The 23,476-nt window shown below is 71.9% G+C and carries 25 protein-coding genes; 15 read left to right on the forward strand and 10 right to left on the reverse strand.

The window, feature by feature from the left end; all coding sequences use genetic code 11:
- Positions 1-30: 30 nt before the first annotated feature.
- The 6 genes from BM076_RS11535 to BM076_RS11560 all read left to right on the forward strand — a co-directional run bounded on the left by BM076_RS11535 (position 31) and on the right by BM076_RS11560 (position 7,291).
- Entirely contained in the window at positions 31-1,059 is a 1,029-nt protein-coding gene (locus BM076_RS11535; protein WP_093713346.1) for a BMP family lipoprotein, read from the forward strand.
- Positions 1,060-1,383: 324 nt separating this feature from the next.
- Positions 1,384-3,066 carry an ABC transporter ATP-binding protein gene (locus BM076_RS11540; protein WP_093713406.1) on the forward strand — a complete coding sequence of 561 codons (1,683 nt, stop codon included), beginning with the start codon at positions 1,384-1,386 and terminating at the stop codon, positions 3,064-3,066.
- Positions 3,063-4,229 (forward strand): ABC transporter permease, encoded by a 1,167-nt coding sequence (locus tag BM076_RS11545; RefSeq protein ID WP_093713347.1) that lies wholly within the window; start codon positions 3,063-3,065, stop codon positions 4,227-4,229. Before BM076_RS11540 ends, BM076_RS11545 begins: the two co-directional genes overlap by 4 nt.
- Complete coding sequence (locus tag BM076_RS11550; protein WP_093713348.1) at positions 4,226-5,512, forward strand: ABC transporter permease; 1,287 nt, start codon at positions 4,226-4,228, stop codon at positions 5,510-5,512. The genes BM076_RS11545 and BM076_RS11550 overlap by 4 nt, the downstream gene beginning before the upstream one ends.
- Positions 5,509-5,934, forward strand: a complete 426-nt coding sequence (locus tag BM076_RS11555; protein ID WP_093713349.1) for a cytidine deaminase — start codon at positions 5,509-5,511, stop codon at positions 5,932-5,934. The genes BM076_RS11550 and BM076_RS11555 overlap by 4 nt, the downstream gene beginning before the upstream one ends.
- A gap of 79 nt (positions 5,935-6,013) precedes the next feature.
- Entirely contained in the window at positions 6,014-7,291 is a 1,278-nt protein-coding gene (locus tag BM076_RS11560; protein WP_093713350.1) for a thymidine phosphorylase, read from the forward strand.
- A gap of 299 nt (positions 7,292-7,590) precedes the next feature.
- Here BM076_RS11560 and BM076_RS37415 read toward each other — a convergent pair whose 3' ends face one another.
- Positions 7,591-7,890, reverse strand: coding sequence for a hypothetical protein (locus BM076_RS37415; protein ID WP_245795993.1), 300 nt, complete (start codon positions 7,888-7,890; stop codon positions 7,591-7,593).
- Between BM076_RS37415 and BM076_RS37420 the strand changes: the two genes are divergently transcribed.
- Positions 7,859-8,233 (forward strand): DUF4232 domain-containing protein, encoded by a 375-nt coding sequence (locus tag BM076_RS37420; RefSeq protein ID WP_245795991.1) that lies wholly within the window; start codon positions 7,859-7,861, stop codon positions 8,231-8,233. The two genes, BM076_RS37415 and BM076_RS37420, sit on opposite strands and share 32 nt — an antisense overlap.
- On the opposite strand, the gene BM076_RS11570 is transcribed toward BM076_RS37420, so the two are convergent.
- Complete coding sequence (locus BM076_RS11570; RefSeq protein ID WP_093713352.1) at positions 8,205-9,455, reverse strand: MFS transporter; 1,251 nt, start codon at positions 9,453-9,455, stop codon at positions 8,205-8,207. The two genes, BM076_RS37420 and BM076_RS11570, sit on opposite strands and share 29 nt — an antisense overlap.
- 116 nt (positions 9,456-9,571) lie before the next feature.
- Between BM076_RS11570 and BM076_RS11575 the strand changes: the two genes are divergently transcribed.
- Positions 9,572-10,492 carry a LysR family transcriptional regulator gene (locus BM076_RS11575; protein WP_093713353.1) on the forward strand — a complete coding sequence of 307 codons (921 nt, stop codon included), beginning with the start codon at positions 9,572-9,574 and terminating at the stop codon, positions 10,490-10,492.
- Between the two features lie 403 nt (positions 10,493-10,895).
- On the opposite strand, the gene BM076_RS11580 is transcribed toward BM076_RS11575, so the two are convergent.
- A complete protein-coding gene (locus BM076_RS11580) occupies positions 10,896-11,681 on the reverse strand; it encodes an alpha/beta fold hydrolase (RefSeq protein WP_093713354.1) in 786 nt (261 codons plus the stop codon).
- 100 nt (positions 11,682-11,781) lie between these two features.
- Here BM076_RS11580 and BM076_RS11585 point away from each other — a divergent pair, with 100 nt between their 5' ends.
- Both BM076_RS11585 and BM076_RS11590 read left to right on the forward strand, forming a co-directional pair.
- Positions 11,782-12,957 (forward strand): adenosine deaminase, encoded by a 1,176-nt coding sequence (locus tag BM076_RS11585; RefSeq protein WP_093713355.1) that lies wholly within the window; start codon positions 11,782-11,784, stop codon positions 12,955-12,957.
- A gap of 91 nt (positions 12,958-13,048) precedes the next feature.
- The gene (locus BM076_RS11590) at positions 13,049-13,405 is read left to right on the forward strand and encodes a hypothetical protein (RefSeq protein ID WP_093713356.1); all 357 of its coding nucleotides are present in this window, start codon (positions 13,049-13,051) and stop codon (positions 13,403-13,405) included.
- Between the two features lie 136 nt (positions 13,406-13,541).
- Here BM076_RS11590 and BM076_RS11595 read toward each other — a convergent pair whose 3' ends face one another.
- The 4 genes from BM076_RS11595 to BM076_RS11610 all read right to left on the reverse strand — a co-directional run bounded on the left by BM076_RS11595 (position 13,542) and on the right by BM076_RS11610 (position 17,259).
- Positions 13,542-14,072: a VanZ family protein gene (locus BM076_RS11595; protein ID WP_265737090.1), complete on the reverse strand. Its 531-nt coding sequence runs from the start codon at positions 14,070-14,072 to the stop codon at positions 13,542-13,544.
- Between the two features lie 18 nt (positions 14,073-14,090).
- Entirely contained in the window at positions 14,091-14,753 is a 663-nt protein-coding gene (locus tag BM076_RS11600; protein ID WP_093713357.1) for a hypothetical protein, read from the reverse strand.
- Positions 14,750-16,375, reverse strand: a complete 1,626-nt coding sequence (locus BM076_RS11605) for a sensor histidine kinase (protein ID WP_093713408.1) — start codon at positions 16,373-16,375, stop codon at positions 14,750-14,752. The genes BM076_RS11600 and BM076_RS11605 overlap by 4 nt, the downstream gene beginning before the upstream one ends.
- A 206-nt stretch (positions 16,376-16,581) precedes the next feature.
- A complete protein-coding gene (locus BM076_RS11610; RefSeq protein ID WP_177246411.1) occupies positions 16,582-17,259 on the reverse strand; it encodes a response regulator transcription factor in 678 nt (225 codons plus the stop codon).
- Between the two features lie 262 nt (positions 17,260-17,521).
- Between BM076_RS11610 and BM076_RS11615 the strand changes: the two genes are divergently transcribed.
- Complete coding sequence (locus tag BM076_RS11615) at positions 17,522-18,331, forward strand: SigE family RNA polymerase sigma factor (RefSeq protein ID WP_093713359.1); 810 nt, start codon at positions 17,522-17,524, stop codon at positions 18,329-18,331.
- Positions 18,332-18,497: 166 nt separating this feature from the next.
- Here BM076_RS11615 and BM076_RS11620 read toward each other — a convergent pair whose 3' ends face one another.
- A complete protein-coding gene (locus tag BM076_RS11620) occupies positions 18,498-19,175 on the reverse strand; it encodes a uridine kinase family protein (RefSeq protein WP_245795975.1) in 678 nt (225 codons plus the stop codon).
- A 102-nt stretch (positions 19,176-19,277) separates the two neighbouring features.
- Between BM076_RS11620 and BM076_RS11625 the strand changes: the two genes are divergently transcribed.
- The 4 genes from BM076_RS11625 to BM076_RS11640 all read left to right on the forward strand — a co-directional run bounded on the left by BM076_RS11625 (position 19,278) and on the right by BM076_RS11640 (position 21,125).
- Positions 19,278-19,667: a hypothetical protein gene (locus BM076_RS11625; RefSeq protein ID WP_093713360.1), complete on the forward strand. Its 390-nt coding sequence runs from the start codon at positions 19,278-19,280 to the stop codon at positions 19,665-19,667.
- 78 nt (positions 19,668-19,745) lie between these two features.
- A complete protein-coding gene (locus BM076_RS11630) occupies positions 19,746-20,219 on the forward strand; it encodes a hypothetical protein (protein ID WP_093713361.1) in 474 nt (157 codons plus the stop codon).
- On the forward strand, positions 20,216-20,569 hold the full coding sequence (locus BM076_RS11635) for a hypothetical protein (RefSeq protein ID WP_093713362.1): 354 nt from the start codon (positions 20,216-20,218) through the stop codon (positions 20,567-20,569). Before BM076_RS11630 ends, BM076_RS11635 begins: the two co-directional genes overlap by 4 nt.
- Before the next feature lie 142 nt (positions 20,570-20,711).
- Positions 20,712-21,125, forward strand: coding sequence for a hypothetical protein (locus tag BM076_RS11640; RefSeq protein ID WP_245795976.1), 414 nt, complete (start codon positions 20,712-20,714; stop codon positions 21,123-21,125).
- 56 nt (positions 21,126-21,181) lie between these two features.
- On the opposite strand, the gene BM076_RS11645 is transcribed toward BM076_RS11640, so the two are convergent.
- The gene (locus BM076_RS11645) at positions 21,182-22,051 is read right to left on the reverse strand and encodes an aldehyde dehydrogenase family protein (RefSeq protein ID WP_093713363.1); all 870 of its coding nucleotides are present in this window, start codon (positions 22,049-22,051) and stop codon (positions 21,182-21,184) included.
- Positions 22,044-23,474: an aldehyde dehydrogenase family protein gene (locus BM076_RS11650; protein ID WP_093713364.1), complete on the reverse strand. Its 1,431-nt coding sequence runs from the start codon at positions 23,472-23,474 to the stop codon at positions 22,044-22,046. Before BM076_RS11650 ends, BM076_RS11645 begins: the two co-directional genes overlap by 8 nt.
- Between the last annotated feature and the right edge of the window lie 2 nt (positions 23,475-23,476).

Genomic DNA, 23,476 nt, shown 5'->3' on the forward strand with positions numbered 1-23,476 from the left:
ACGGGGCGCTTCAGACTGAAGGGGACCCTCTTGCGCCGGGTATCCAAGATCATCGCCGCGGGTGTGGTGTCCGCGGCTCTGGGGCTCAGTGTCACCGCGTGTGGCAGCAGCAGCTCCTCGGACAGCGGCAAGGACAAGGGCGTCGGCATCGCGTACGACGTCGGCGGCCGTGGTGACCACTCCTTCAACGACTCTGCGGCCCGCGGCATGGACAAGGCCGTGAAGGAGTTCAAGATCGGCTCCAAGGAGCAGACGGCCAGCAACGGCGAGACGGAGTCGGACCGCGAGCAGCGGCTCGACCTGCTCGCGGGCGGCGGCTACAACCCCGTCGTCGCGGTCGGCTTCACCTACGGCGACTCGGTCACGAAGATCGCCAAGAAGTACCCCAAGACGACCTTCGGCATCGTCGACTCCGTCGTGGACGCGCCCAACGTCGACTCGATGGTGTTCGCCACCGAGCAGAGCTCGTACCTCGCCGGTGTGGCCGCGGCGCTGAAGACCAAGACCAACAAGGTCGGCTTCATCGGCGGTGTGCACAACACCCTGATCGGCACCTTCGACGCGGGCTTCGCCCAGGGCGTCAAGGACACCAAGCCGTCGGTGCAGGTCGTCCGCCAGTACCTGTACGAGACCGACACCAAGGGCTTCAACGACCCGACGTCGGCGCAGGGCAAGGCGCAGGGCATGCTCGACAGCGGTGTGGACGTGATCTACACGGCGGCCGGCCTGTCCGGTGACGGTTCGATCCAGGCGGTGGCGAGCAAGCCCGGCGCGTGGGCGATCGGTGTGGACTCCGACCAGTACCAGGACCCGGCGCTGGCCAAGTACAAGGACCACATCCTCACCTCGGCGATCAAGAACGTCGACGTGGCCACGTACGACCTGATCAAGTCGGTGCACGACGGCAAGCCGAAGACCGGCACCAACACGTACAACCTGGCCAACAACGGTGTGTCGCTGTCGACGTCCGGCGGCTTCATCTCCGACATCCAGTCGCAGCTCGACGCGGCCAAGCAGAAGATCGTCTCCGGGACGATCAAGGTCAGCTCCACGCCGTGACGCACGGCGGGGGCCCGTTCGCCGGGCCCCGATGAGTCGGTCCGCCTGACCGGGCCGATCGCGAGGCTCGGCGGGGGATGCTGCGGCACCCCCGCCGAGCCTCGATCACTGTCCGGAGCCGGCCGGACGCCCCGCGGAATCCCGTGGGCCGCGCTTTGATCCCTCGTGACCGTCGCGTGGTCCACCCGTGTTCCCGGCCTGTGGAATGCGCCCAACTACGCGCGTAGAGTGCCATTCCCGCGATACGTTCACGCGTACGCTCCCGCGAGATCCCCGTACTGCCCGCCCCGCCGCCACGAGCCTTTCCCCCGAGGAGAGTGCGCCATCAACGCGTCCACGAGTCCACCCGCCGCCCCGGCCGACGGCCGGCCCGCCGCGCCGCCCGCCGTCGAACTGCGCGGCATCACCAAGCGGTTCCCCGGCGTCGTCGCCAACCACGACATCGACATCACCGTGCGCAGCGGCACCGTGCACGCCCTCGTGGGCGAGAACGGCGCCGGCAAGTCCACCCTGATGAAGATCCTCTACGGCATGCAGAAGCCCGACGAGGGCACCATCGCCATCGACGGCGAGGTGGTGTCGTTCGGCGACCCCGGTGACGCCATCGCGCGCGGCATCGGCATGGTGCACCAGCACTTCATGCTCGCCGACAACCTCACCGTGCTGGAGAACACCGTCCTCGGCAGCGAGGGCCTGCACGGCATCGGCGGCAAGGCCCGCGCCCGGATCAAGGAGCTGTCGGACGCGTACGGCCTCGGCATCCGCCCCGACGTCCTGGTCGAGGACCTCGGTGTCGCCGACCGCCAGCGGGTGGAGATCCTCAAGGTCCTCTACCGCGGCGCCCGCACGCTGATCCTGGACGAGCCGACCGCGGTCCTGGTGCCGCAGGAGGTCGACGCGCTCTTCGAGAACCTGCGCGGCCTGAAGTCCGAGGGCCTGACCGTCATCTTCATCTCGCACAAGCTCGGCGAGGTGCTGTCGGTCGCCGACGTCATCACCGTCATCCGGCGCGGCACCACCGTCGGCGAGGCGGACCCGAAGAAGACCACCACCAAGCAGCTCGCCGAGCTGATGGTCGGCAGCGAACTGCCCTCGCCCGAGACCCGCGAGTCCACCGTCACCACCGAGCCGATGCTCACCGCCGACGGACTGCGGCTCGGCACCGTCGACCTCGACGGCGTCGAGCGCAAGGTGCTCGACGACATCTCCTTCACCATCCACAAGGGCGAAGTCCTCGGCATCGCCGGCGTGGAGGGCAACGGCCAGGCCGAACTGGTCGAGGCCATCATGGGCATGCGCGAACTGGACGGCGGCGCGCTGACGCTGGACGGCCAGGACATCAGCAGGACCCCGACGCGCAAGCGCCGCGAGGACGGCATCGGCTACATCCCCGAGGACCGGCACCGGCACGGCCTGCTGCTGGAAGCGCCGCTGTGGGAGAACCGCATCCTCGGCCATGTCACCGAACGCCCCAACAGCCGCGGCTTCCTGATCGACTCCGGCGCCGCCCGCCGCGACACCGAGCGGATCGTCAAGGAGTTCGACGTCCGTACGCCCGGTATCGAGGTCACCGCGGCCTCGCTGTCCGGCGGCAACCAGCAGAAGCTGATCGTCGGCCGCGAGATGAGCCACCTGCCCAAGCTGCTGATCGCCGCGCACCCCACCCGGGGCGTGGACGTCGGCGCGCAGGCGCAGATCTGGGACCAGATCCGCGAGGCCCGCCGCGAGGGCCTGGCGGTGCTGCTGATCTCCGCCGACCTGGACGAACTGATCGGCCTGTCCGACACCTTGCGCGTGATGTACCGGGGCGCGCTCGTCGCGGACGCCGACCCCGCCACCATCACCCCGGAAGAGCTGGGATCCGCGATGACCGGCGCCGCCAGCGGCCACCTCGAAGCGCCCGAGGAGGCGCAGCCCGAGACGGCCGACGAAGCCGAACCCTCGCAGGAGACGCAGGACCCCAAGACGCTCGGCGACCCCAAGACGCTCGGGGGAGAGGACCGATGAAGAAGTTCGACAAGGACCGGCTGGTCCTGGCCGTCGCCGCCCCGGTACTCGCCGTGGTGGGCGCGCTGGTCGTCACGGCCCTGGTGCTGCTGGCCACCGGCAAGGAACCGTTCACGGCGTTCCACGTCATGATCGACTACGGCAGCAAGACCGACAGCCAGGTCTACATCCTCAACAAGGCGACCACGTACTACCTCGCGGGTCTCGCGGTGGCCGTCGGCTTCCGGATGAACCTGTTCAACATCGGTGTGGACGGCCAGTACCGGCTGGCAGCCTTCTTCGCCGCCGCGGCCGGCGGCGCGATGTCCATCCCGGGCGTCATCCAGATCCCGGTGATCATCCTCACCGCCATGGTGGTCGGCGCCCTGTGGGCCGCGATCGCCGGTGTGCTGAAGGTGACCCGCGGCGTCAGCGAAGTGATCTCCACGATCATGCTCAACTCGCTCGCTGGCATCGTGATCGGCTACTTCCTGCGCGACGGGCGGCTCGGCGTCACGGACAAGGAGGCGAACATGATCTCCACCAAGCCGCTGCCGTCCTCCAGCCACCTGTTCAACTTCACCACCTCCACCGACCCGGTCTTCGGCTTCATCGTCTTCGCGGTGCTGGCCGGCGTCATCTACTGGTTCGTGCTCTCCCGCACCCGCTTCGGCTTCGACCTGCGTGCCGTCGGCCGCTCGGAGTCCGCCGCCGAGGCCAGCGGCGTCAGCGTCAAGAAGATGGTCGTCACCAGCATGCTGATCTCCGGCGCCATGGCCGGTCTGGTCGGTATGCCGACGCTGCTCAACCAGTCCTACGAGTACGGCACGGACTTCCCGACCGGTATCGGCTTCACCGGTATCGCGGTCGCCCTGCTCGGCCGCAACAACCCGATCGGCATCGGCGTCGGCGCCCTGCTCTGGGCGTTCCTCGAACGGGCCTCCAACGGCCTGGAGTTCGAGGGGTACGACAAGGAGATCGTCGGCGTCATCCAGGGCGTCATCGTCCTCGCCGTCGTCATCGCCTACGAACTGGTCCGCCGTTACGGCATCACCCGCCAGCAGCGGCAGGTGGGCGCGGAACTCGCCGCGGCCGCCCGGTCCGGCAAGGGCCCCGGCTCCGGCGACGGCACCGGCCGCGGCCCCGAGTCCGGCCCCGACGACAAGCAGGAGGTGACGGCGTGACTGCCACCGCTACCCAGACCCCGCCGCCGGCCGCGCCGCGCGTGGCCGACCCCAAGTCCCCGCGGCTCAAGCTCACCTTCCCGGTGATCCTGCTGATCATCGCCGCCGCGCTGATCGTCGTCTCGCTGGTCCGGATCATCACCGGCGCCGACGACATCACCTCCGACGGCCAGATCGCCGGCGCCCTGGCCGGCGCCGTACCCATCGGCCTGGCCGGCCTCGCCGGTCTGTGGTCGGAACGGGCCGGCGTGGTCAACATCGGCCTCGAAGGCATGATGATCCTCGGCACGTTCTTCGGCGCGTGGGCCGGCTGGCAGACCAACCCGTGGCTCGGCGTGCTCGCCGGTGTCCTCGGCGGCGCGGCCGGCGGCCTGGTGCACGCGATCGTCACCGTCACCTTCGGCGTCGACCACATCATCGCCGGTGTCGCGATGAACATCCTGGCCACCGGCGTCACCGCCTACCTCGCCAAGCGCTGGTTCAACGTCGGCGAGGCCGCGCAGAAGGGCGGCAGCCCCAAGCAGTCGCCGCCGATGGACGACATCAAGCACTTCACCGTGCCCGGTCTGTCGCACTGGCTGGCCACGATCGAGAAGCACCACTGGTTCCTGATCTCCGACATCGCGGGGATCATCGGCGGTGTCGTCACCAACATCTCGTCGCTGACCATCCTCACGCTGGTGCTCTTCATCGGCACCTTCTTCGTGCTGTGGCGCACCGCCTTCGGCCTGCGGCTGCGGTCCTGCGGCGAGAACCCGATCGCCGCCGAGTCGCTGGGCGTCAACGTCTACCTGTACAAGTACATTGCGGTGATCGTCTCCGGCGCGCTCGCAGGACTCGGCGGCGTCTTCCTCGCCATCGGCACGCACTTCTACCTCGCGGGCCAGACCGGCGGACGCGGCTACATCGGTCTCGCCGCGATGATCTTCGGCAACTGGCGTCCCGGCGGACTCGCCATGGGCGCGGGCCTGTTCGGCTACGCCGACAGCCTCCAGCTCCGCAACGGCGCCTCGTCCGTCCACGCGCTGCTGCTCCTGCTGGCACTGCTGCTGCTCGCCATGGCCGCCTGGAAGTACTTCCGCAAGGCGTACGTGTCGGCCGCCGTCGCGCTGGGCTTCGCCGCCCTGCTCGCCCTCTGGTACGCGCTGACCGACTCGGTGCCGGACGAGGTCGTGCAGGCCACGCCGTACGTCGCCACGCTGCTGGTGATGGGCCTGTCCGCGCAACGCCTGCGGATGCCCAAGGCCGACGGCATCCCGTACCGCAAGGGTGAGGGCACATGACCGTACCCGCCGTCGACGCCGCCGAGGTGGACTGGTCCGAACTGCGGTCCGCCGCCCGGGAGATCATGCGGCGGGCCTACGTGCCCTACTCCCATTTCCCGGTCGGCGCCGCGGCGCTGGCCGTCGCCGACGACGGCAGCGTGCGTACGGTCGTCGGCTGCAATGTGGAGAACGCCGCGTACGGCGTCGCGCTGTGCGCCGAATGCGGCCTGGTCTCCTCGCTGCACGCCACCGGCGGCGGGCGCCTGGTCGCCTTCACCTGCTCCGACCTGCGCGGCAACGTCCTGATGCCGTGCGGCCGTTGCCGCCAACTGCTGTGGGAGAACGGCGGGCCCGGCCTGCTCGTCGACACCGCGGGCGGCATCCGGCCGATGACCGAGATCCTGCCGGACGCGTTCGGCCCCGAGGATCTCGACCGCTAGCTCCTCACGGTGCGGGGCCCCGCATTCGGCCCGAGGACGGGGCCCCGCACCCGAACCACCTGACCGCTAGGACTATTTCGTGGACGTCATTTCCGTCATCCGTACCAAGCGGGACCGGCAGCGGCTGAGCGACGACCAGATCGACTGGGTCATCGACGCCTATACGCGCGGTGCCGTCGCCGACGAGCAGATGTCGGCGCTCGCCATGGCCATCCTGCTCAACGGCATGGACCGCGCCGAGATCGCCCGCTGGACCGCCGCGATGATCAACTCCGGTGAGCGGATGGACTTCTCCTCCCTCGACCGGCCCACCGCCGACAAGCACTCCACCGGCGGCGTCGGCGACAAGATCACGCTGCCGCTGGCCCCGCTCGTCGCCGCGTGCGGCGCCGCGGTGCCGCAGCTGTCGGGGCGCGGCCTCGGCCACACCGGCGGCACCCTCGACAAGCTCGAATCCATCCCCGGCTGGCGGGCGTCGCTGTCCAACGACGAGATGCTCGGCGTCCTCGGCGACACCGGCGCCGTCATCTGCGCCGCCGGCGACGGCCTCGCGCCCGCCGACAAGAAGCTGTACGCGCTGCGGGACGTGACCGGCACGGTCGAGGCGATCCCGCTGATCGCCTCCTCGATCATGTCCAAGAAGATCGCCGAGGGCACCGGGTCGCTCGTGCTCGACGTCAAGGTCGGGTCCGGGGCCTTCATGAAGTCCCTCGACGACGCACGGGAGTTGGCGTCCACCATGGTCGGGCTCGGCACCGACCACGGGGTGCGCACCGTCGCCCTCCTCACCGACATGTCCGTCCCCCTCGGCCTCACCGCCGGCAACGCGCTCGAAGTCCGCGAATCCGTCGAGGTGCTGGCGGGCGGCGGCCCCGCCGACGTCGTCGAACTCACCCTCGCCCTCGCCCGCGAGATGCTGCTCGCCGCCGGGCTCCCCGACGCCGACCCCGCCAAGGCCCTCGCCGACGGCTCCGCCATGGACGTCTGGCGCCGCATGATCCGCGCCCAGGGCGGTGATCCGGCCGCTCCGCTCCCGGTCGCGCGGGAGACCCACGTCGTGGCCGCGCCCTCGTCCGGCGTCCTCACCGCCCTCGACGCCTACGCCGTCGGCATCGCCGCGTGGCGGCTCGGCGCCGGCCGCGCCCGCAAGGAGGACTCCGTCCAGGCGGGTGCCGGAGTCCAACTCCACGCCAAGCCCGGCGACTCGGTCGTCGCCGGCCAACCTCTCCTCACCCTCCACACGGACACCCCGGAGAAGTTCGCCTACGCGGAGGAGGCCCTGGCCGACGCTTTCTCCGTCTCGGCGCCGGACACCCCCTTCTCGGCCCGGCCGATCGTCCTGGACCGTATCGCCTGACCCGCGCCTGCGGGGGGTGCCTGATCTCCTGCGGAGTGCGGTGCCTGAGGTCTTTTAGGGGCGCGGGGAACTGCGCGCTCAGCCCCCACCGGCCCGGTGGTCGCAAAAACAACAGCGTCTGCCCCGCTGGGGGCGGTTTGTCAGCCGCAGCCCCGCGCGGTCCCCCAGCCTTCGGCCGGGGGTGCCCCCAGCGCGCAGTTCCCCGCGCCCCTGATGGTTACCGTCTTCCGCCAGCGCAGCGCCGCGTCCCCGCGCCCCTGATGGGGCACCCTCTTCCGCACGAGGGCTGTGTGTGAGGATCACCGGGTGATCGTGGGCGGGAAGTACGCGGTGGGGGTGGCGGCGGTGGCCGCCGGGGTGCTGGCGGTGGCCGGATGCGGGACGGCGGCGACCCCCGGACAGAGCGGGAGCAAGGAGCCGGAGCCGTACCGCGTAAAAGCGGACAGGCTGCCGCCGTCGGGCCTGCCGACGTACCCCGGCGGGACCAGGACGGTGCCGGCACCGTCACCGACGGGGGCGTGCCCCGAGTCGGGCCTCACCGTGACGGCGGGGGAGCCGGACGCGGCGATGGGGCTGCGGGCGGCAGCCGTGTACGTCACGAATTGCGGCACGTCACCGCGCAAGGTGTCGGGTTATCCGCTGACGCATGTACTGGACGAGGACTTGGACCGCGTCGAGGTGACGGTCCATCAGGGCTCGTCGATCACGACGGGAATCGACGATCCGGCCCCGACGACGGTCGAGTTGGCGCCGGGGCAGCGGGCGACGGCCACCCTCGTGTGGCGGAACACGGTGACGGACGCCACGGTGGTGGCGACGACGGGCGCCTTCGTCGAGATCACTCCGGCGAAGGGGACGCCGCCCCAACTGGCCCCGATGATGGTCGACTTGGGGAACACCGGAAAGCTGGACGTCACGGCGTGGCGGCGCCCGGCCGACTGACCCCGGCCCGCAGGGCGACCGCCCCGGCCGCGCCGACGGCCACCAGCGCGAGGACGACCGTCGCGCCCCAGCGTGCCGCGTGGAAGGCGGCTGCCCCGAAGGTGCCGCCGAGGCTGTTGCCGATGTAATAGGCCGTCAGGTAAAGGGCGGAGGCTTGCGCGCGGCCCGCCGACGTGGCCCGGCTGACCGCGCCGGAGGCGACGGAGTGGCCGGTGAAGAAGCCGGCCGTGACGAGCACGAGCCCGACCAGGATCAGGGTCAGCGACCCGGCCAGGGTGAGCAGCAGCCCGCCCGCGCACAGGGCGACGGCGACCGCGAAGGCACCGCGCCTGCCGGTACGGGCCAGCAGCGCGCCGGACGCGGCGGACGCGAGCGTGCCGACGAGGTAGACGAGGAAGATCGCGCCGATCGCGGTCTGGGAGAGGCCGAAGGGCGCGGCGGTGAGCCGGTAGCCGAGCACGGTGTAGACGGCGCCGAACACGGCCATGAAGAGCAGGCCGAGCGCGTACAGCCCGCGCAGCAGCGGGTTGCGCAGATGGCCGGTGACCGTGCGCCACAGGGCGGCCGGGTGCACCGGGCCCGGGGCGAAGTGCCGGGCGGGCGGCACCAGCAGCCGGAAGGCGGCGGCGCAGCCGAGCGCGGACAGGCCGATGACCAGCAGCGCCACGCGCCAGCCGAACGCCTGGGCCAGCGCCCCGCCCGCGACCCGCGAACTCATACCGCCGATCGAATTGCCCGCCACGTACAGGCCGATCGCGGACGGCACGGCGGACGGGTGGATCTCCTCGGCCAGATACGCCATCGCCGTCGCGGGCAGCCCGGCCAGCGCGACGCCCTGCACGGCGCGGAGCACGACGAGGACGGCCAGGTTCGGCGCGAAGGGCACGGCGAGGGCGAGCAGCGAGGCGCTGACGACGGACACCGTCATCACCGGGGTGCGCCCGTACTTCTCGCTGAGCGCGCTGGTCGGCAGCAGCGCGACGGCCAGCGCGGCCGTGGTCGCGGACACGGTCAGGCTGGCCTGCGCCGGGCTCAGCGACAGGCCCGAGGACAGGGCGGGCAGCAGCGCCTGCGTGGAGTAGAGCAGGGCGAAGGTGGCGAGCCCCGCCGCGAACAGCGCGAGGTTGGCCCGGCGGTAGCCGGGGCCGCCGGGGCGGAGCCGGTCGTCTGCGGTGGCGTCCGCCCGGGTCGCGGCGGCCGTCCCGGTGTCGGCGGATGACATGACTCGACCGTAGGGACGCGACTCTTCATGCGTCCAATGCGCAGACGGTGCATGATTGATGCGGTGACGCATGAGCGCAGGTGGAGGCGGGTCCGAGGGTGAGCGATGACACGGAAATGACGGTGGACCCCGGGACCTGGGGCGCGCTGCTCGCGCCGCGCCTCGCACAGTTCGCCGCCGTCGCGCGGCACGAGCATGTGACGCGCGCCGCGCAGGAGTTGGGCATGCCGCAGTCCACGCTCAGCCGGGCGCTGGCCCGGCTGGAGGCCGATCTCGGGGTGGCGCTGTTCGCCCGGCACGGCCGCGCCGTCCGGCTGACCCGCGCCGGGCTCACCTTCCGCGCCGCCGCCGAACGCGCCCTCGCCGAGGTCGAGCGCTCCGCCGAGTCCGTCCGCCTGGACGCCGACCCCGACGGCGGCCGGGTCGCCTTCGGCTTCCTGCACACCCTCGGGCCCGAGACCGTACCGTCCTTGCTGCGCGCCTTCCGCGCGGATCACCCGCGGGTCCGCTTCCAGCTCGTGCAGACGTACGGCGAGGCCATGCTCGAACGCCTGCGGCTGGGCGAGTTGGACCTGTGCCTGACGTCGCCCGTGCCGGACGAGGCCGGGCTCGTCGTGCGCAAGCTGGACGAGCAGCGGCTGCGGCTCGTGGTGCCCGCCGGGCACCGGCTGGCCGACCGCAAGCGCGTACGGCTCGCCGAGGCCGCGAGCGAGGCTTTTGTCACGCTGGAGCCGGGGTACGGGTTGCGGCGCATCACCGACGCTCTGTGCGCCGAGGCCGGGTTCGCGCCCCGGGTCGCCTTCGAGGGCGAGGAGGCCGAGACCCTGCGGGGGCTTGTCGCGGCCGGGCTCGGTGTCGCCGTCCTTCCGCCGCCGGCCGTACCCCGTCCCGGCGTCGTCGAGGTGGACCTTGCAGGTCGGCGTGCGGTCCGTGAGATCGGGCTCGCCTGGCTCGACGGGGCCCCTGCCCCGGCCCCTGTCGCCGCCTTCCGCTCCTTCCTCCTCTCCCGCAAGGGCGCCCTCCTCCCGGGCGCCTGACCCCTCTCCCGCGGAGCGCGGCGCCCCTCCGGGGGAGGGCGCGCGATCCCTTGTCGGGGGTGTGTGATGTCTCCTGCGGAGTGCGGTGCCTTCTCGCCTGACGGCGAGCGAGGTCTTTTAGGGGCGCGGGGAACTGCGCGGCCCGCCCCCACCGGCCCGGTGGTCGCAAAACAACGGCGTCTGCCCCGCTGGGGGCGGTTTTTTGTCTGAAGCCCGGCGCGGGCTGAGCGCGCAGTTCCCCGCGCCCCTATCGGGCACCCACTTCCGCAAGCGCCGCGTGCGTCCCCGCGCCCCTATCGGGCACCCACTTCCGCCAGCGCAGCGCCGCGTCCCCGCGCCCCCAAATGGGGCACCCTTCTCCGCAGGAGGGGACCGTCACCCGCACGGTGCGGGTACGGCGGCGCTAGGGCCGGAGTGACCTGCCGAAGCCGGAGGCTAGAGGCATCCGGAGTCCCAGGGGCGGCGGAGCCGCCAGGGCGTCGGCGATGGGCCGGGCGTGCGGCCGGTCGAGGAGCGAGCCGAGAACGAAATCCGCCGTGAGGGCGAAGACCTCGGCACGGTGCTGGTGCAAACCATGACCGTCGGAGTGCACCTCGAACCGGCACACTTCGCGATTGACCTTCTTGATCCGCTCGGCGAGCCCGTAGGAGACCTCGGGCGCCGTCTCCTCGTCCTCGGTGCCGTGCACGAAGAGCACGCGCCGGCCGATGAGCTGCTTGACCGGCTCGGGTTCGGGCCCGTGCGGGAGCCAGGGCGCGAGAGCGACGACGGACGTGACGGCCGGGTGCCCGGCCGCGTGCAGCGCGGCGCGGGCGCCCATGTCGAGGCCGACCAGGCACACGGGCACGTCGCCGTACCGCCGTACCGCCTCGCCGACCGCCCACTCGGCGTCCTCGGCCGGGTGGGCGTGGCCGCCGTTCCAGCCGCGGAAGCGGTAGTGGACGACGTGCGCGGCCACGCCGTCGGCGGCGCCCTCCCGTACGAGATGGCGGGCGAGCGGCCACATGACGGCGGCGGCGACCGGGGAGCGGCGCCGGGTGCTCAGCGCGTCACCGCCGGGCAGCGCGAGCACGACCGCGCGCACGGTGGCGCCGGTATCATGATCACGCTGCCTCGGCCCGGGCACGCGCCCGGTGGCCACCGGGCGGCCCAGTCGTGCGCCACGCGCCGGTAATGCTTGGGAAGCCATGGCGCAACGATGGCAGACACAGGGGTGTGCACTGTATGGACGGACGGAAAATTCTTGGTCCCGACGCGATATCTACGCGCGTAGGGACTATCGTTTGAGCATGCAGAGCCCCAAACCGAGCACTCCCACACCGGAACAGATCCGCCGCGCCCCCAAGGCGCTGCTCCACGACCACCTCGACGGTGGTCTGCGCCCGGGCACGATCGTCGACATCGCGCGCGCGACCGGCTACGACGCGCTGCCCGAGACCGACCCGGACAAGCTCGGCACCTGGTTCCGCGAGGCCGCCGACTCCGGTTCGCTGGAGCGCTACCTGGAGACGTTCGCGCACACCTGCGCCGTGATGCAGACCCGCGACGCGCTGTTCCGGGTCGCCGCGGAGTGCGCGGAGGACCTGGCGGCCGACGGCGTGGTCTACGCCGAGGTGCGGTACGCGCCGGAACAGCACCTGGAGGGCGGCCTTTCGCTCGAAGAGGTGGTCGAGGCGGTCAACGACGGGTTCCGCGAGGGCGAGCGCCGGGCGCGCGAGGACGGCAACCGGATCCGGGTCGGCGCGCTGCTGACCGCGATGCGGCACGCCGCCCGCTCCCAGGAGATCGCCGAACTGGCCAACCGCTACCGGGACCTGGGCGTCGTCGGCTTCGACATCGCGGGCGCCGAGGCCGGTTACCCGCCCACCCGGCACCTGGACGCCTTCGAGTACCTCAAGCGCGAGAACAACCACTTCACCATCCACGCGGGCGAGGCGTTCGGCCTGCCGTCCATCTGGCAGGCGCTCCAGTGGTGCGGCGCCGACCGGCTCGGCCACGGCGTACGGATCATCGACGACATCAGCGCCGAGGGGCGCGGCGGCGCGGCGGGGGTCAAGCTGGGCCGCCTCGCGTCGTACGTGCGCGACAAGCGGGTGCCGCTGGAGATGTGCCCCACCTCCAACCTCCAGACCGGCGCGGCAAGCTCGTACGCCGAGCACCCGATCGGTCTGCTGCGGCGGCTGCACTTCCGAGTGACGGTCAACACCGACAACCGCCTGATGTCGGGCACCAGCATGAGCCGCGAATTCGAGCACCTCATCGAGGCGTTCGACTACACGCTCGATGACATGCAGTGGTTTACCGTCAATGCGATGAAATCAGCGTTCATCCCTTTCGATGAACGCTTGGCCATGATCAATGAAGTGATCAAGCCGGGTTACGCCGAGCTGAAGGCCGAGTGGCTGTTCCGGCAGTCGGCCGCCGCACCGCCTGTGGCCAGCGATTCCGTGGCCGAGGAGGGCTGAGCGGGACCCTCGGTGGCGCGGCCCCGGGCAGGTGCCCGGCCGCGCCACGCCGTTTGCACGGCCGGTCATCGACTGACTACGTTCCGAAGTCATGCAGACCCGTACCCAGAAGACCCTCGCCATCTCCGCGCTCGGCCTCGCTTTCGCCGCCGCCGCGGCCGGCACCGCCTCCGCCGCCTCGCTCCCTGCGCTGCCCATCACCGACCAGGCCGGCTCGCTGCTCGGCCAGGCCGGTTCGCCCACCGTGCTCGACGGCACGCCGGTCGGCGCCGCCACCAAGCTCGTGCCCGGTGTCGCCGACAGCGCCAACGGCGCGCAGCACGCGGTCACCAACGGCAGCTCGGCGCTCCCCGGCAACCCGACCTCGCTGCTGCCGTCCAACAACCAGATCACCCCCGCGAACGGCCTGCTCGGCGGCCTCCCGGTCGGCGGCCTGACCGGCAACTAGCCGCTGCCGCACCCGTACGCGTCTCCGTACGCGTATCCGTATACGTACGCGTTTCCGTATACGTACGCGCCGCGCCCCCGCCGGGACAACCCTGGTGGGGGCGCGGCGCGTCGTGCGCGACGTATGGTCCGGGGGCCTACGGGACGAGGCCGACGCGGGCGGGCGGCGGGGCCGCGGGGCCCTGCGGCAGTCCGGCCGCGGCCGGGTCCCGGGCCTCCGCGCGGCGGCGCAGCGCGCGCCGGGCCGCGGGCACCACCAGCAGGTGCGCCAGCGCCGCGCCGAGGGTGTTGAGCAGCAGCGCGTCCACGTCGAAGAGCTGGCCGGGCACCATCGTCTGCAGGAATTCCACGAACAGCGACACCATCAGCGCCGCGAAGACCGTACGGGCGAAGGACGCGAAGCCCGAGGTGCGGACCCGGCCGCCGGCCAGCGGCAGCAGCACGCCCAGCGGCGCCAGCAGGCCGAGCCCCTCGCCGAGCCGCCGGGCGGCCTGCCCGGGACTCATCCCCAGGTCGTCGCGGATCGTCCCGAAGGGCCGCAGATTCGGCGCGGGCACCCAGGTCACGTAGTGCGGACGCAGCAGCATCCAGCCGACGAAAGCGAGGTACGCGGCGGTGAGCAGCAGCCCGGCCGCGCGCACCTTGAACCTGGAGCCTTCGTGCCGCACGCCCTACAGGACGCGGCTTCACCCCACCGCGGTTCCCGCGCTGTCCGCCGCGTCCCCGCGGCTGCGCAGGTCCGCGGTGCAGGAGTAGCGGCGCGGTGCGGTGTCCGGGTCGTCACCGGCGAGCACCACGGTGCCGTCGGCGGAGACGGAGGTGTCGGCGGCCAGGGTGCAGACGATCTGCGCGAGCGCGAAGGACGGCAGCTCGTCCACGGCCTGGTTCAGCCGCAGCGTCTCCTTGGGGTCGTCGCGGTACGGCCCGGCGATCTCCAGGCTGCCCGGCACCTCAGTGGAGAAACCGGCACGCGCCTCGGCCGACAGCGGGCTGCGCTGCAACTGCGCCAGCAACTCCCTGACCTGCGAGAGCCGGTCGAATCTGCCCTGCCGCAACGCCACGCTCCGCTTGATCGGCGCGGTCTGCGAGCTGCACACCAGATACACCTGACGCACGACCGCGTCGGCCTGGCTCGCCTCGCCGATCGGCGGCACGGCGCACGACACGCGCGACGGCGCGGGCCCCGCGTCCACCGGCACGGTGGTCGTCCGGATGCCGCAGCCGCCCAGCAGCGGCAGCGCGGCGAGCAGCACGGCGGCCAGCACCCGGTACGGGACCGGGCGCGCGGCGTACGGTGCCGGGCTCGTCGCGTACGGCGTGCGGCGCGCCGGATGTGTCGGACGTCTCATCGCGCGCCACCGCCGGAACCGTTCGTACCGGAGCCGGCGGAGCCGCCGGAGGTGCCGGAGCCGTTCGTACGGCCGTCGCGCTCGTCGTCGTCCTCCTCGCTGCGCGGCCGGATCGGCAGCCGCAGGGTGAAGACGGCGCCCCCGTCCGGGCCGTTGGCGGCCGTGATGTCGCCGCCGTGGATGTGCGCGTTCTCCATCGCGATCGACAGGCCGAGGCCGCTGCCCTCGGAGCGGGCGCGGGAGGCGTCGGCCTTGTAGAAGCGGTCGAAGACGTGCGGCAGCACGTCCTCGGGGATGCCGGGGCCGTGGTCGGACACCTCGATCACCACGTCACCGTCTCCGTCGCCGTCCGCGCTCCCGTACCCGGTCCCGGTCCCGTTCCCGGTCCCGTTGGCGCCCGAGCCCGAGCCCGTACTCGTACCCGTCCCCGCCGGCTCCTTGCGCAGCCGCACCCGGACCGGCGAGCCGCCGTGCTTGAGCGCGTTGCCGATCAGATTCGCCATGATCACGTCCAGCCGGCGCGGGTCGAGGGTGGCCAACAGGCCGCGCGGCGCGTCCAGTTCGACCGAGTCGACCCAGGCCCTGGCGTCCATGCAGGCCATCACCATGTCCGCGACATCGACCTCGTCGACCCGCAGCTTCGCGGTGCCCGCGTCGAAGCGGGTGACCTCCATCAGCGTCTCCACCAGTTCGTTCAGCCGCCGGGTCTCGCTGACCACCAGCCGTACCGCGGGGGCGATCATCGGATCGAGCGCCTCCGCCTCGTCCTCCAGCACATCGGTGACCGCGGTGATCGCGGTCAGCGGGGTGCGCAGCTCGTGCGACATGTCGGCCACGAAGCGCCGGCTGGCCGCCTCTCGCGCGCTCAGCTCCTCGACGCGGCTCTCCAGCGCCTCGGCCGCGTTGTTGAACGTCCGTGACATCTCGGCGAGTTCGTCGGTGCCGCTGACCTTGAGCCGGGTGTCCAGATGGCCTTCGCCGAGCCGCTGTGCCGCCTCGCCGAGCCGCCGCACCGGCCGCAGCACCGTCGAGCCCGCCGCCTGTGCCAGCAGCGCCGCGCCGACCAGCGCGAGCAGTGTGGCGATGCCCAGCGACCAGGCGAGGGAGTTGAGGTCCTTGCGCTCGGCGTCCAGCGACTTGAGCATGTAGCCGGTGGGCCCGTTGCCGTTGATCCGCGCGCCCGCCACCAGATACGGGTGGCTCTGGATCGAGATCCGCATCCACCGCAGGTGGTAGCGGTTGTGGTCCTTGCCGTCCGCGGTGTTGACCGCGCGCTGCAACTGCTCGGGCACATTGTCGAGCGTGAACACGTCGCGGTTGGAGGGCGCCGCGCACGGCGCGTTGTCCCGCGTCGTGTCGATCAGCACCACCTGGTACGTGTCGGGGCCGCCTATCCGGGCCGCCGCGGTGTTCAGCGACTCGCAGGTCGGACCGACCGGCAGCGAGGCCGCGTTGCGCTGGAGCGAGTCCCGGAAGTCGTTGAGCACGCTGTTCTGCGCGCGGGTCAGCACCGCGTCGCGGTTGAGCCAGTACGCGATGCCGGAGACGGAGACGGCCGCCGTCAGGGCGACGGCGGCGAAGACCGCGACCAGGCGCAGCCGCAGACTCGTCCAACGGACCATGCCCGGCGACCAGTTGCGCTTGCGGCGCTCCGGGCCGCCCGACTCCCCGCCGTCCCGGCCGCTTTCGCGGCCGCCGTCCCCGTCCCGCCGTTCGCCGTCCCGCCGTTCACCGTCACCGTCCCCGTCGAGCCGTCCGCCGTCGCGCCGTTGGCCGTCCCGCCGTCCGCCGTCCGTGCCCGATCCGCCGAACCCGTCGTGCGCAGAGGTCACTGGGGCGTGTCCAGGCGGTATCCCACGCCTCTGACCGTACGGATCAGGGTCGGTGACGACGGCACGTCCTCGATCTTGGCGCGCAGCCGCTGCACGCACGCGTCGACCAGCCGCGAGTCACCGAGGTAGTCGTGCTCCCACACCAGGCGGAGCAACTGCTGCCGGGACAGGGCCTGTCCGGGCCTGCGGCTCAGCTCCAGCAGCAGCCGCAGCTCGGTCGGGGTGAGCTGGAGGTCCTCGCCGTCCTTGGTCACCGTCATCGCGCTGCGGTCGATGACGATCGAGCCGAAGGCCGCCGAGTCGGTGCTGTCCCGCTCGCCGCGGCGCAGCACCGCGCGGATCCGGGCGTCCAGCACCCGGGGCTGCACCGGCTTGATGACATAGTCGTCGGCGCCCGACTCCAGGCCCACCACCACATCGATGTCGTCGCTGCGCGCGGTGAGCAGGATGATCGGGAGCTGGTCGGTACGGCGGATCCGCCGGCACACCTCGAAGCCGTCGATCCCCGGCAGCATCACGTCCAGCACGATCAGGTCGGGACGCTGCTCCTTGAGCAGTCTCAGGCCGTCCTCGCCCGTCGCCGCGGCCACCACACGGTGGCCCTGACGGGACAGGCCGAGTTCGAGACCCGTACGGATGGCGTCGTCATCCTCGATTAGCAACAGGAAGGGCACGCGGGTCATTGTGGCCCACTCGCCCCGTCCGCATGAAGTGCGGGGACCGTCCGTCGTGTCATGGCCCTGCCCGCGTGACCTGCTCGTGACCTGCTGACCGGCCGTCCGACCGTACCCGGAGGCTCTGTGACGGGCCTGTGACACTCGGCGGACAGCGCCATGAAACTGGCCCGGCAGTCTGAGGGACATCGAAACGAGAGACACGCCGTACCGGATGCGACGCCGAAGACCACGCATCCAGTTCCAACGACGGGGGCGGGACATGAACACACTGCACATCACCACTGAGACCGCAGTTCATGCGACGCACACGCACCCGGCGCACTCCACCGGGAGCCGCGCCGCACGTACCACCGAGAAGTCCGGCGCCGCGAGCGGGCGGGGGTACGCACGCGGCGCCGGACGCACTGCCGCGCACCAGGGCCACCAGGCCCACCAGGCGTCGGCCGCCGTACGGCACCGCGCGCCGCTGATGGCCGCGGTCGAGGACGGCGCCACCGCCGTACGGCCCGCGGGCACCTTCGACGGCACCGCCGCGCCGGAGTCCGACGCCGAGGCCGCCTTCACCGCCTACGTCCAGGAGCGCCGCGCGTCGCTGTACGCGACCGCGTACCACCTGACCGGCGACCGCTTCGCCGCCGAGGACCTGCTGCAGAGCGCGCTGTTCTCCACGTACCGCGCCTGGGACCGGATCAGCGACAAGGCGGCCGTGGGCGGCTACCTGCGGCGCACCATGACCAATCTGCACATCAGCGCCTGGCGGCGGCGCAAGCTCAGCGAGTACCCGACCGAGGAGCTGCCGGAGACGGTCGGCGACACGGACGAGATGGGCGGCACCGAACTGCGCGCCGTGCTGTGGCAGGCGCTCGCCCGGCTGCCCGAGCAGCAGCGCACCATGCTGGTGCTCCGCTACTACGAGGGCCGCACCGACCCGGAGATCGCGGACATCCTGGGGATCAGCGTCGGCACCGTCAAGAGCAGCATCTGGCGCTCGCTGCGCCGGATGCGCGACGACGAGGCGCTGAGCTTCGGCCGCGACGAGGAGGACGCCTTCGGCGAACTGGTCGCCTGAGGCGGTCGGTCACCAGGGCTTACGGATTTCCATACGCCGGCGACGGGGGCCGGTGGGGGGACACGGGGGAGCAGGGGGGACGGGGGAAGCGGGGGGAAAGAGGGGGGTACGGGGGAGCGGGGCCGGACGGCCAGGGGAATGCCGTCCGGCCCCGTCGTACGTCCGCCTACGCCTCGGCCGGGACGAGCGGCTGCGTCCCCGCGTCCGCTGCCGCCGTCGCCGGTCGTACGGCCACGGCGGCGATACGGGCCAGCGCCTCGTCACGCCCGCACGGGTGACAGCCGAGCGCCGTCTGCCGGGCCACGATGCCGCGCTCGGCCCGCATCAGATTCCAGCCCCTGCGGATCAGGAACGGCACCGACTTCCGCCCCTCGCGCAGGTCCCGTACGAAACGGCGCCGCGCGGTCGTGGACGGCCGGCCGCGCAGGCACAGCGCGTCGGCGAGCAGCCCCAGGTCCCGGCAGCGGCCGGCGATCTCGGCCGCGAAGATTCCTTCCGCGAGGAAGAGCGGGGCGCCGTCGAGGTCCAGGCGGGTCCGGCCGGTGGCCGCGCTGGCGGACAGGTCGTAGACCGGGGTGTCGGCGGCGCCCTCCGCGCACAGCGCGACGACGGCGGCCACCGCCGCGTCAGCGTTCCACGACTCCGGGGCGTCCCAGTCCGTGCCCGCGCCGCTGGGCAGCACCGGCAGTGTCGGGTCGTCGCCGTCCTTGTAGAAGTCGTCGAGCTGGAGCACCGGCAGCCCCGTGCGGGCGGCCAGCGACGACTTGCCGGAGCCGGAGGGCCCGGTCAGCAGGATCACGCGGATACGGGATGAACTCACGGAGAACCATTCTCCCGCATCCATGGCCCGAGGACGACCCACCGTACGGTCCGCGCCGCGACAACTACCGTCCGGGGTCATTGCGTTACGCTGCGACAGGAACACTTCCGTCGACAGGAACCACCGATGCCCTCGCTCCGTACCGCCCTCGCCCTGACCCTCACCGCCGCGGCGGCCGTCGTCGTACCGGCCGGCGCCGCCGCGGCCGCCGACGGCACCGACGTCCTCCCGGCCGCGCAGAGCGCCACCGACGCCCTCCCCACCTCGGGCCTCACCTCGGCCCTCCCCACCCAGTCCGTCACGGGCGCCCTCGGCTCCGGCGTCGCCCCGGTCCGCGACCTCACCCTCGACCCCCTGTCCAACACGGGCGTCGACCCCCTCGACAACGCCCTCGGCACCCAGGTCGCCGACTTCCAGCCCGTCTCCACCTCCGCCGTCACCGCCCCCCTGACGAATGGCGGCTCCTTGGGCACCCTCCCCCTGCTGGGCCCGGCCACAGGCATCCTGCCGGGCTGAGGCACGAACGCCTGCGGACCCCTGGAACGGCTCGATCGCCAGGGCGCGGCAGCCGACATCCGAGGTAGTGCGGATGTCATGACTTCGGCCTATGAGGACGTGCCGTTCAGCGAGCTCCTCCACCACCCGGCGGCGACCGCGCGAAGACTGGACGCCGCGCGAGGGCTGCGGCTGCGCAGGCGGGACGCGGAGGATCTCGCACTGATGAGCGTCCAGCGGCTGGAGCAGGACGCCACCATCGTGGACTTCACCGCGCGGCTGCTGGCCGGCATGGTGCGGACCGAGAACGCCGACGTCCTGCGGCAAGTGCTGCCCGAGGCACTCCCGTGGGTCACTTTTCTGCCTGCCGAGGACCGCGACGTGTTCCTCGACGAGCTGGTGGCGACAGCGCGCGGGGCCGTGGCCCTGGACAATCTCGCGCCGATCGCGGTTCTGCTCACGCAGTGGCGGCACAGCGCCGAAATCCACGCCGATCCGGCGCTGTTCGCTCTTCTCACCCGTGAGCCCGAAGCCGATCTCGGACCGGTCCCGGTACCGGGTGCGGTGGAGTGAGCCCCAAACGCGGTGACCGCGCCGCGCCGCCTCCTGCGGGCGACGAGTACGACCTGCGCTTCGCCACCGCGGAAGCAGCCCAGGGCTGGGACCATCTGAGCCGTCAGGCGGCGGCCAACCTCCGCAGAGCCTTCGACCGGATCCGGGCCGCACCCCGCTCCGCGGATCAGCCCGAACGCCAGCACCGGCTCAAGGGCACGCTCGGCGGCGGCAGTTTCAAAGGCCGTGTACTGGAACGCCGGCAGTACGAGGTCACCGCCGGAGGGCGTATCTGGTATCTCGTCGACGACGACACTCGTACTGCCTGGATCACCTACGCGGGAACCGGCCATCCCAAGGCCACGGACTGAAGGACGGGCGTCACACCCGGATCGGGTGCCGGATCGGAGGTGCGGGGACGAAGCGGGGGCGGAGTACCAACGGCCCGTACAGGCACGGGCGTTACACTCTTGGCGGCTCGTCGGAGGGCCCGAGCGAGCAGGAGGGGGACACATGATGCGTGACAAGATCAAAGTCCTGGCCGCCGCCGCGGCGTTGGCCGTGGGTGCGGTGGTCGCCACCGCGATGCCCGCGTCGGCCGCCCCCTCGCCCCCGTCGGGCGGCTCGTGGGATCACACCTGGACCACCTCGGACTCCGCCCACGGCGGCACGGTGTACATCCAGGAGCACGGCGACGTCGTCGAACTGTGCGACACGGCGGCCGACGGGTACGCGCCCCGGGTCAGCGTCTACAACACCGACGGCTACGAGCTGATCGCCTCGGACGGGTACGGAACCTGTGTCGTGGGCAGCGCCTCCCAGGGGGGCTCCCATGACCTCCCGGAGGGCAAGGAGATCTACGTCGACATCTGGCTGGGTCCGGCCAACGGGTGGGAGACCGAGCACTCCTACCTCAACGACCACTGATCGCACCACGCCCGCCCCTGGTCCCGGCCTCCGCGCCGGGGCCAGGGGCGTCGTCGTCACACCCCGATCGGGTGCCAGACCGTTTTTGTCTCCAGCCACGCCGTGAGGCGGGACGTGCCCGGGTCGGTGGACCAGTCTTCGGGGGCGGGGCGGCGGACGCGCTTCAGGTTGTCGGCGGCGGCTTCTTCCAGGGTGCGGGCGAGATCGACGGAAGCGCCGGTGAGGTCGAGGGCGTTGACGTCCTGGTGGGAGGCGAGGGGGGTGGCGAGTTCCGCGGTGCGGCCGGAGAGGATGTTGACGACGCCGCCGGGGACGTCGGAGGTGGCCAGGACCTCGCCGAAAGAGAGAGCGGGGAGCGGGGCGGCCTCGGAGGCGACGACCACCGCGGTGCTGCCGGTGGCGATCACCGGGGCGAGGACCGAGACGAGGCCGAGCAGGGAGGAGTCCTGCGGGGCCAGGACGGCGACCACGCCGGTCGGTTCGGGGGTGGAGAGGTTGAAGTAAGGACCGGCCACCGGGTTGGCGCCCCCTACCACCTGGGCGATCTTGTCGGTCCAGCCCGCGTACCAGACCCAGCGGTCGACCGCCGCGTCCACGGCGGCGCCCGCCTTGCTCTTGGACAGGCCCTCCGCCTCCGCGACCTCGCGGACGAACTGCTCGCGCCGCCCCTCCAGCATCTCCGCGACGCGGTACAGCACCTGGCCGCGGTTGTACGCCGTCGCGCCCGACCAGCCGCCGAACGCCTTGCGGGCCGCGACCACCGCGTCCCGCGCGTCCTTGCGGCTCGCCTGCGGCGCGTTGGCCAGCCACGAACCGCCCTTGGAGTCCGTCACCTCGTACACCCGGCCGCTCTCGGAGCGGGGGAATTTACCCCCGACGTACAGCTTGTAGGTCTTGAACACCGACAGTCGACTCTGCTCAGACATCGAGATAACCCTCCAGGCCGTGCCGGCCGCCCTCCCGGCCGTAGCCGGACTCCTTGTAGCCGCCGAACGGCGAGGTCGGATCGAACTTGTTGAACGTATTGGCCCACACCACACCGGCCTTGAGCTTGTTCGCCATCGACAGGATGCGCGAACCCTTCTCCGTCCAGATGCCGGCCGACAGGCCGTACGGCGTGTTGTTGGCCTTCTCGACGGCCTCCGCCGGGGTGCGGAAGGTCAGCACCGACAGCACGGGACCGAAGATCTCCTCGCGCGCGATCCGGTGCGCCTGGGTGACGCCGGTGAAGAGCGTCGGCGCGAACCAGTAGCCGGCGGAGGGGAGTTCGCAGGCCGGGGCCCAGCGCTGCGCCCCCTCCGCCTCGCCCGCCTCGGCCAGCGCGGTGATCCGGGCCAGCTGCTCGGGCGAGTTGATCGCGCCGATGTCGGTGTTCTTGTCCAGCGGGTCGCCGACCCGCAGCGTCGCCATCCGCCGCTTGAGCGCGTCCAGCACCTCGTCCTGCACCGACTCCTGCACCAGCAGCCGGGAGCCCGCGCAGCAGACATGGCCCTGGTTGAAGAAGATGCCGTTGACGATGCCCTCGACGGCCTGGTCGATCGGGGCGTCGTCGAAGACGATGTTCGCCGCCTTGCCGCCCAGTTCGAGCGTGACCTTCTTGTCCGTGCCCGCGACCGTACGGGCGATGGCCTTGCCGACCTCCGTCGAACCGGTGAAGGCGACCTTGTCCACGCCCTCGTGCGCGACCAGGGCCGCGCCCGCGTCGCCGTACCCGGGAAGGATGTTGACGACACCGCGGGGCAGTCCCGCCTGGCGGCACACGTCGGCGAAGAACAGCGCCGACAGCGGGGTCGTCTCGGCGGGCTTGAGCACCACGGTGTTGCCCGCGGCCAGCGCCGGGGCGATCTTCCAGGCGAGCATCAGCAGCGGGAAGTTCCACGGGATGACCTGGCCGGCCACGCCCAGCGGCTTCGGGTCAGGACCGTAGCCTGCGTAGGAGAGCTTGTCGGCCCAGCCCGCGTAGTAGAAGAAGTGCGCGGCGACCAGCGGCAGATCCACGTCACGGGTCTCGCGGATCGGCTTGCCGTTGTCCAGCGACTCCAGCACGGCCAGCTCGCGCGAGCGCTCCTGGACGATCCGGGCGATCCGGAAGAGGTACTTGCCGCGCTCGGCGCCGGGCAGCGCGGACCACGACGTGAACGCCTTGCGTGCGGCCTTCACCGCGCGGTCGACATCGGCCTCACCGGCCCGCGCCACCTCGGCGAGGACCTCCTCGGTGGACGGCGACACGGACTTGAAGACGGTGCCGTCGGCGGCGTCGGTGAACTCGCCGTCGATGAACAGCCCGTAGGAGGGGGCGAGGTCCACGACGGAACGCGATTCCGGCGCGGGGGCGTACTCGAAAGCCATGA

It is taken from the genome of Actinacidiphila alni (assembly GCF_900112845.1).
Lineage (GTDB): Bacteria > Actinomycetota > Actinomycetes > Streptomycetales > Streptomycetaceae > Actinacidiphila > Actinacidiphila alni.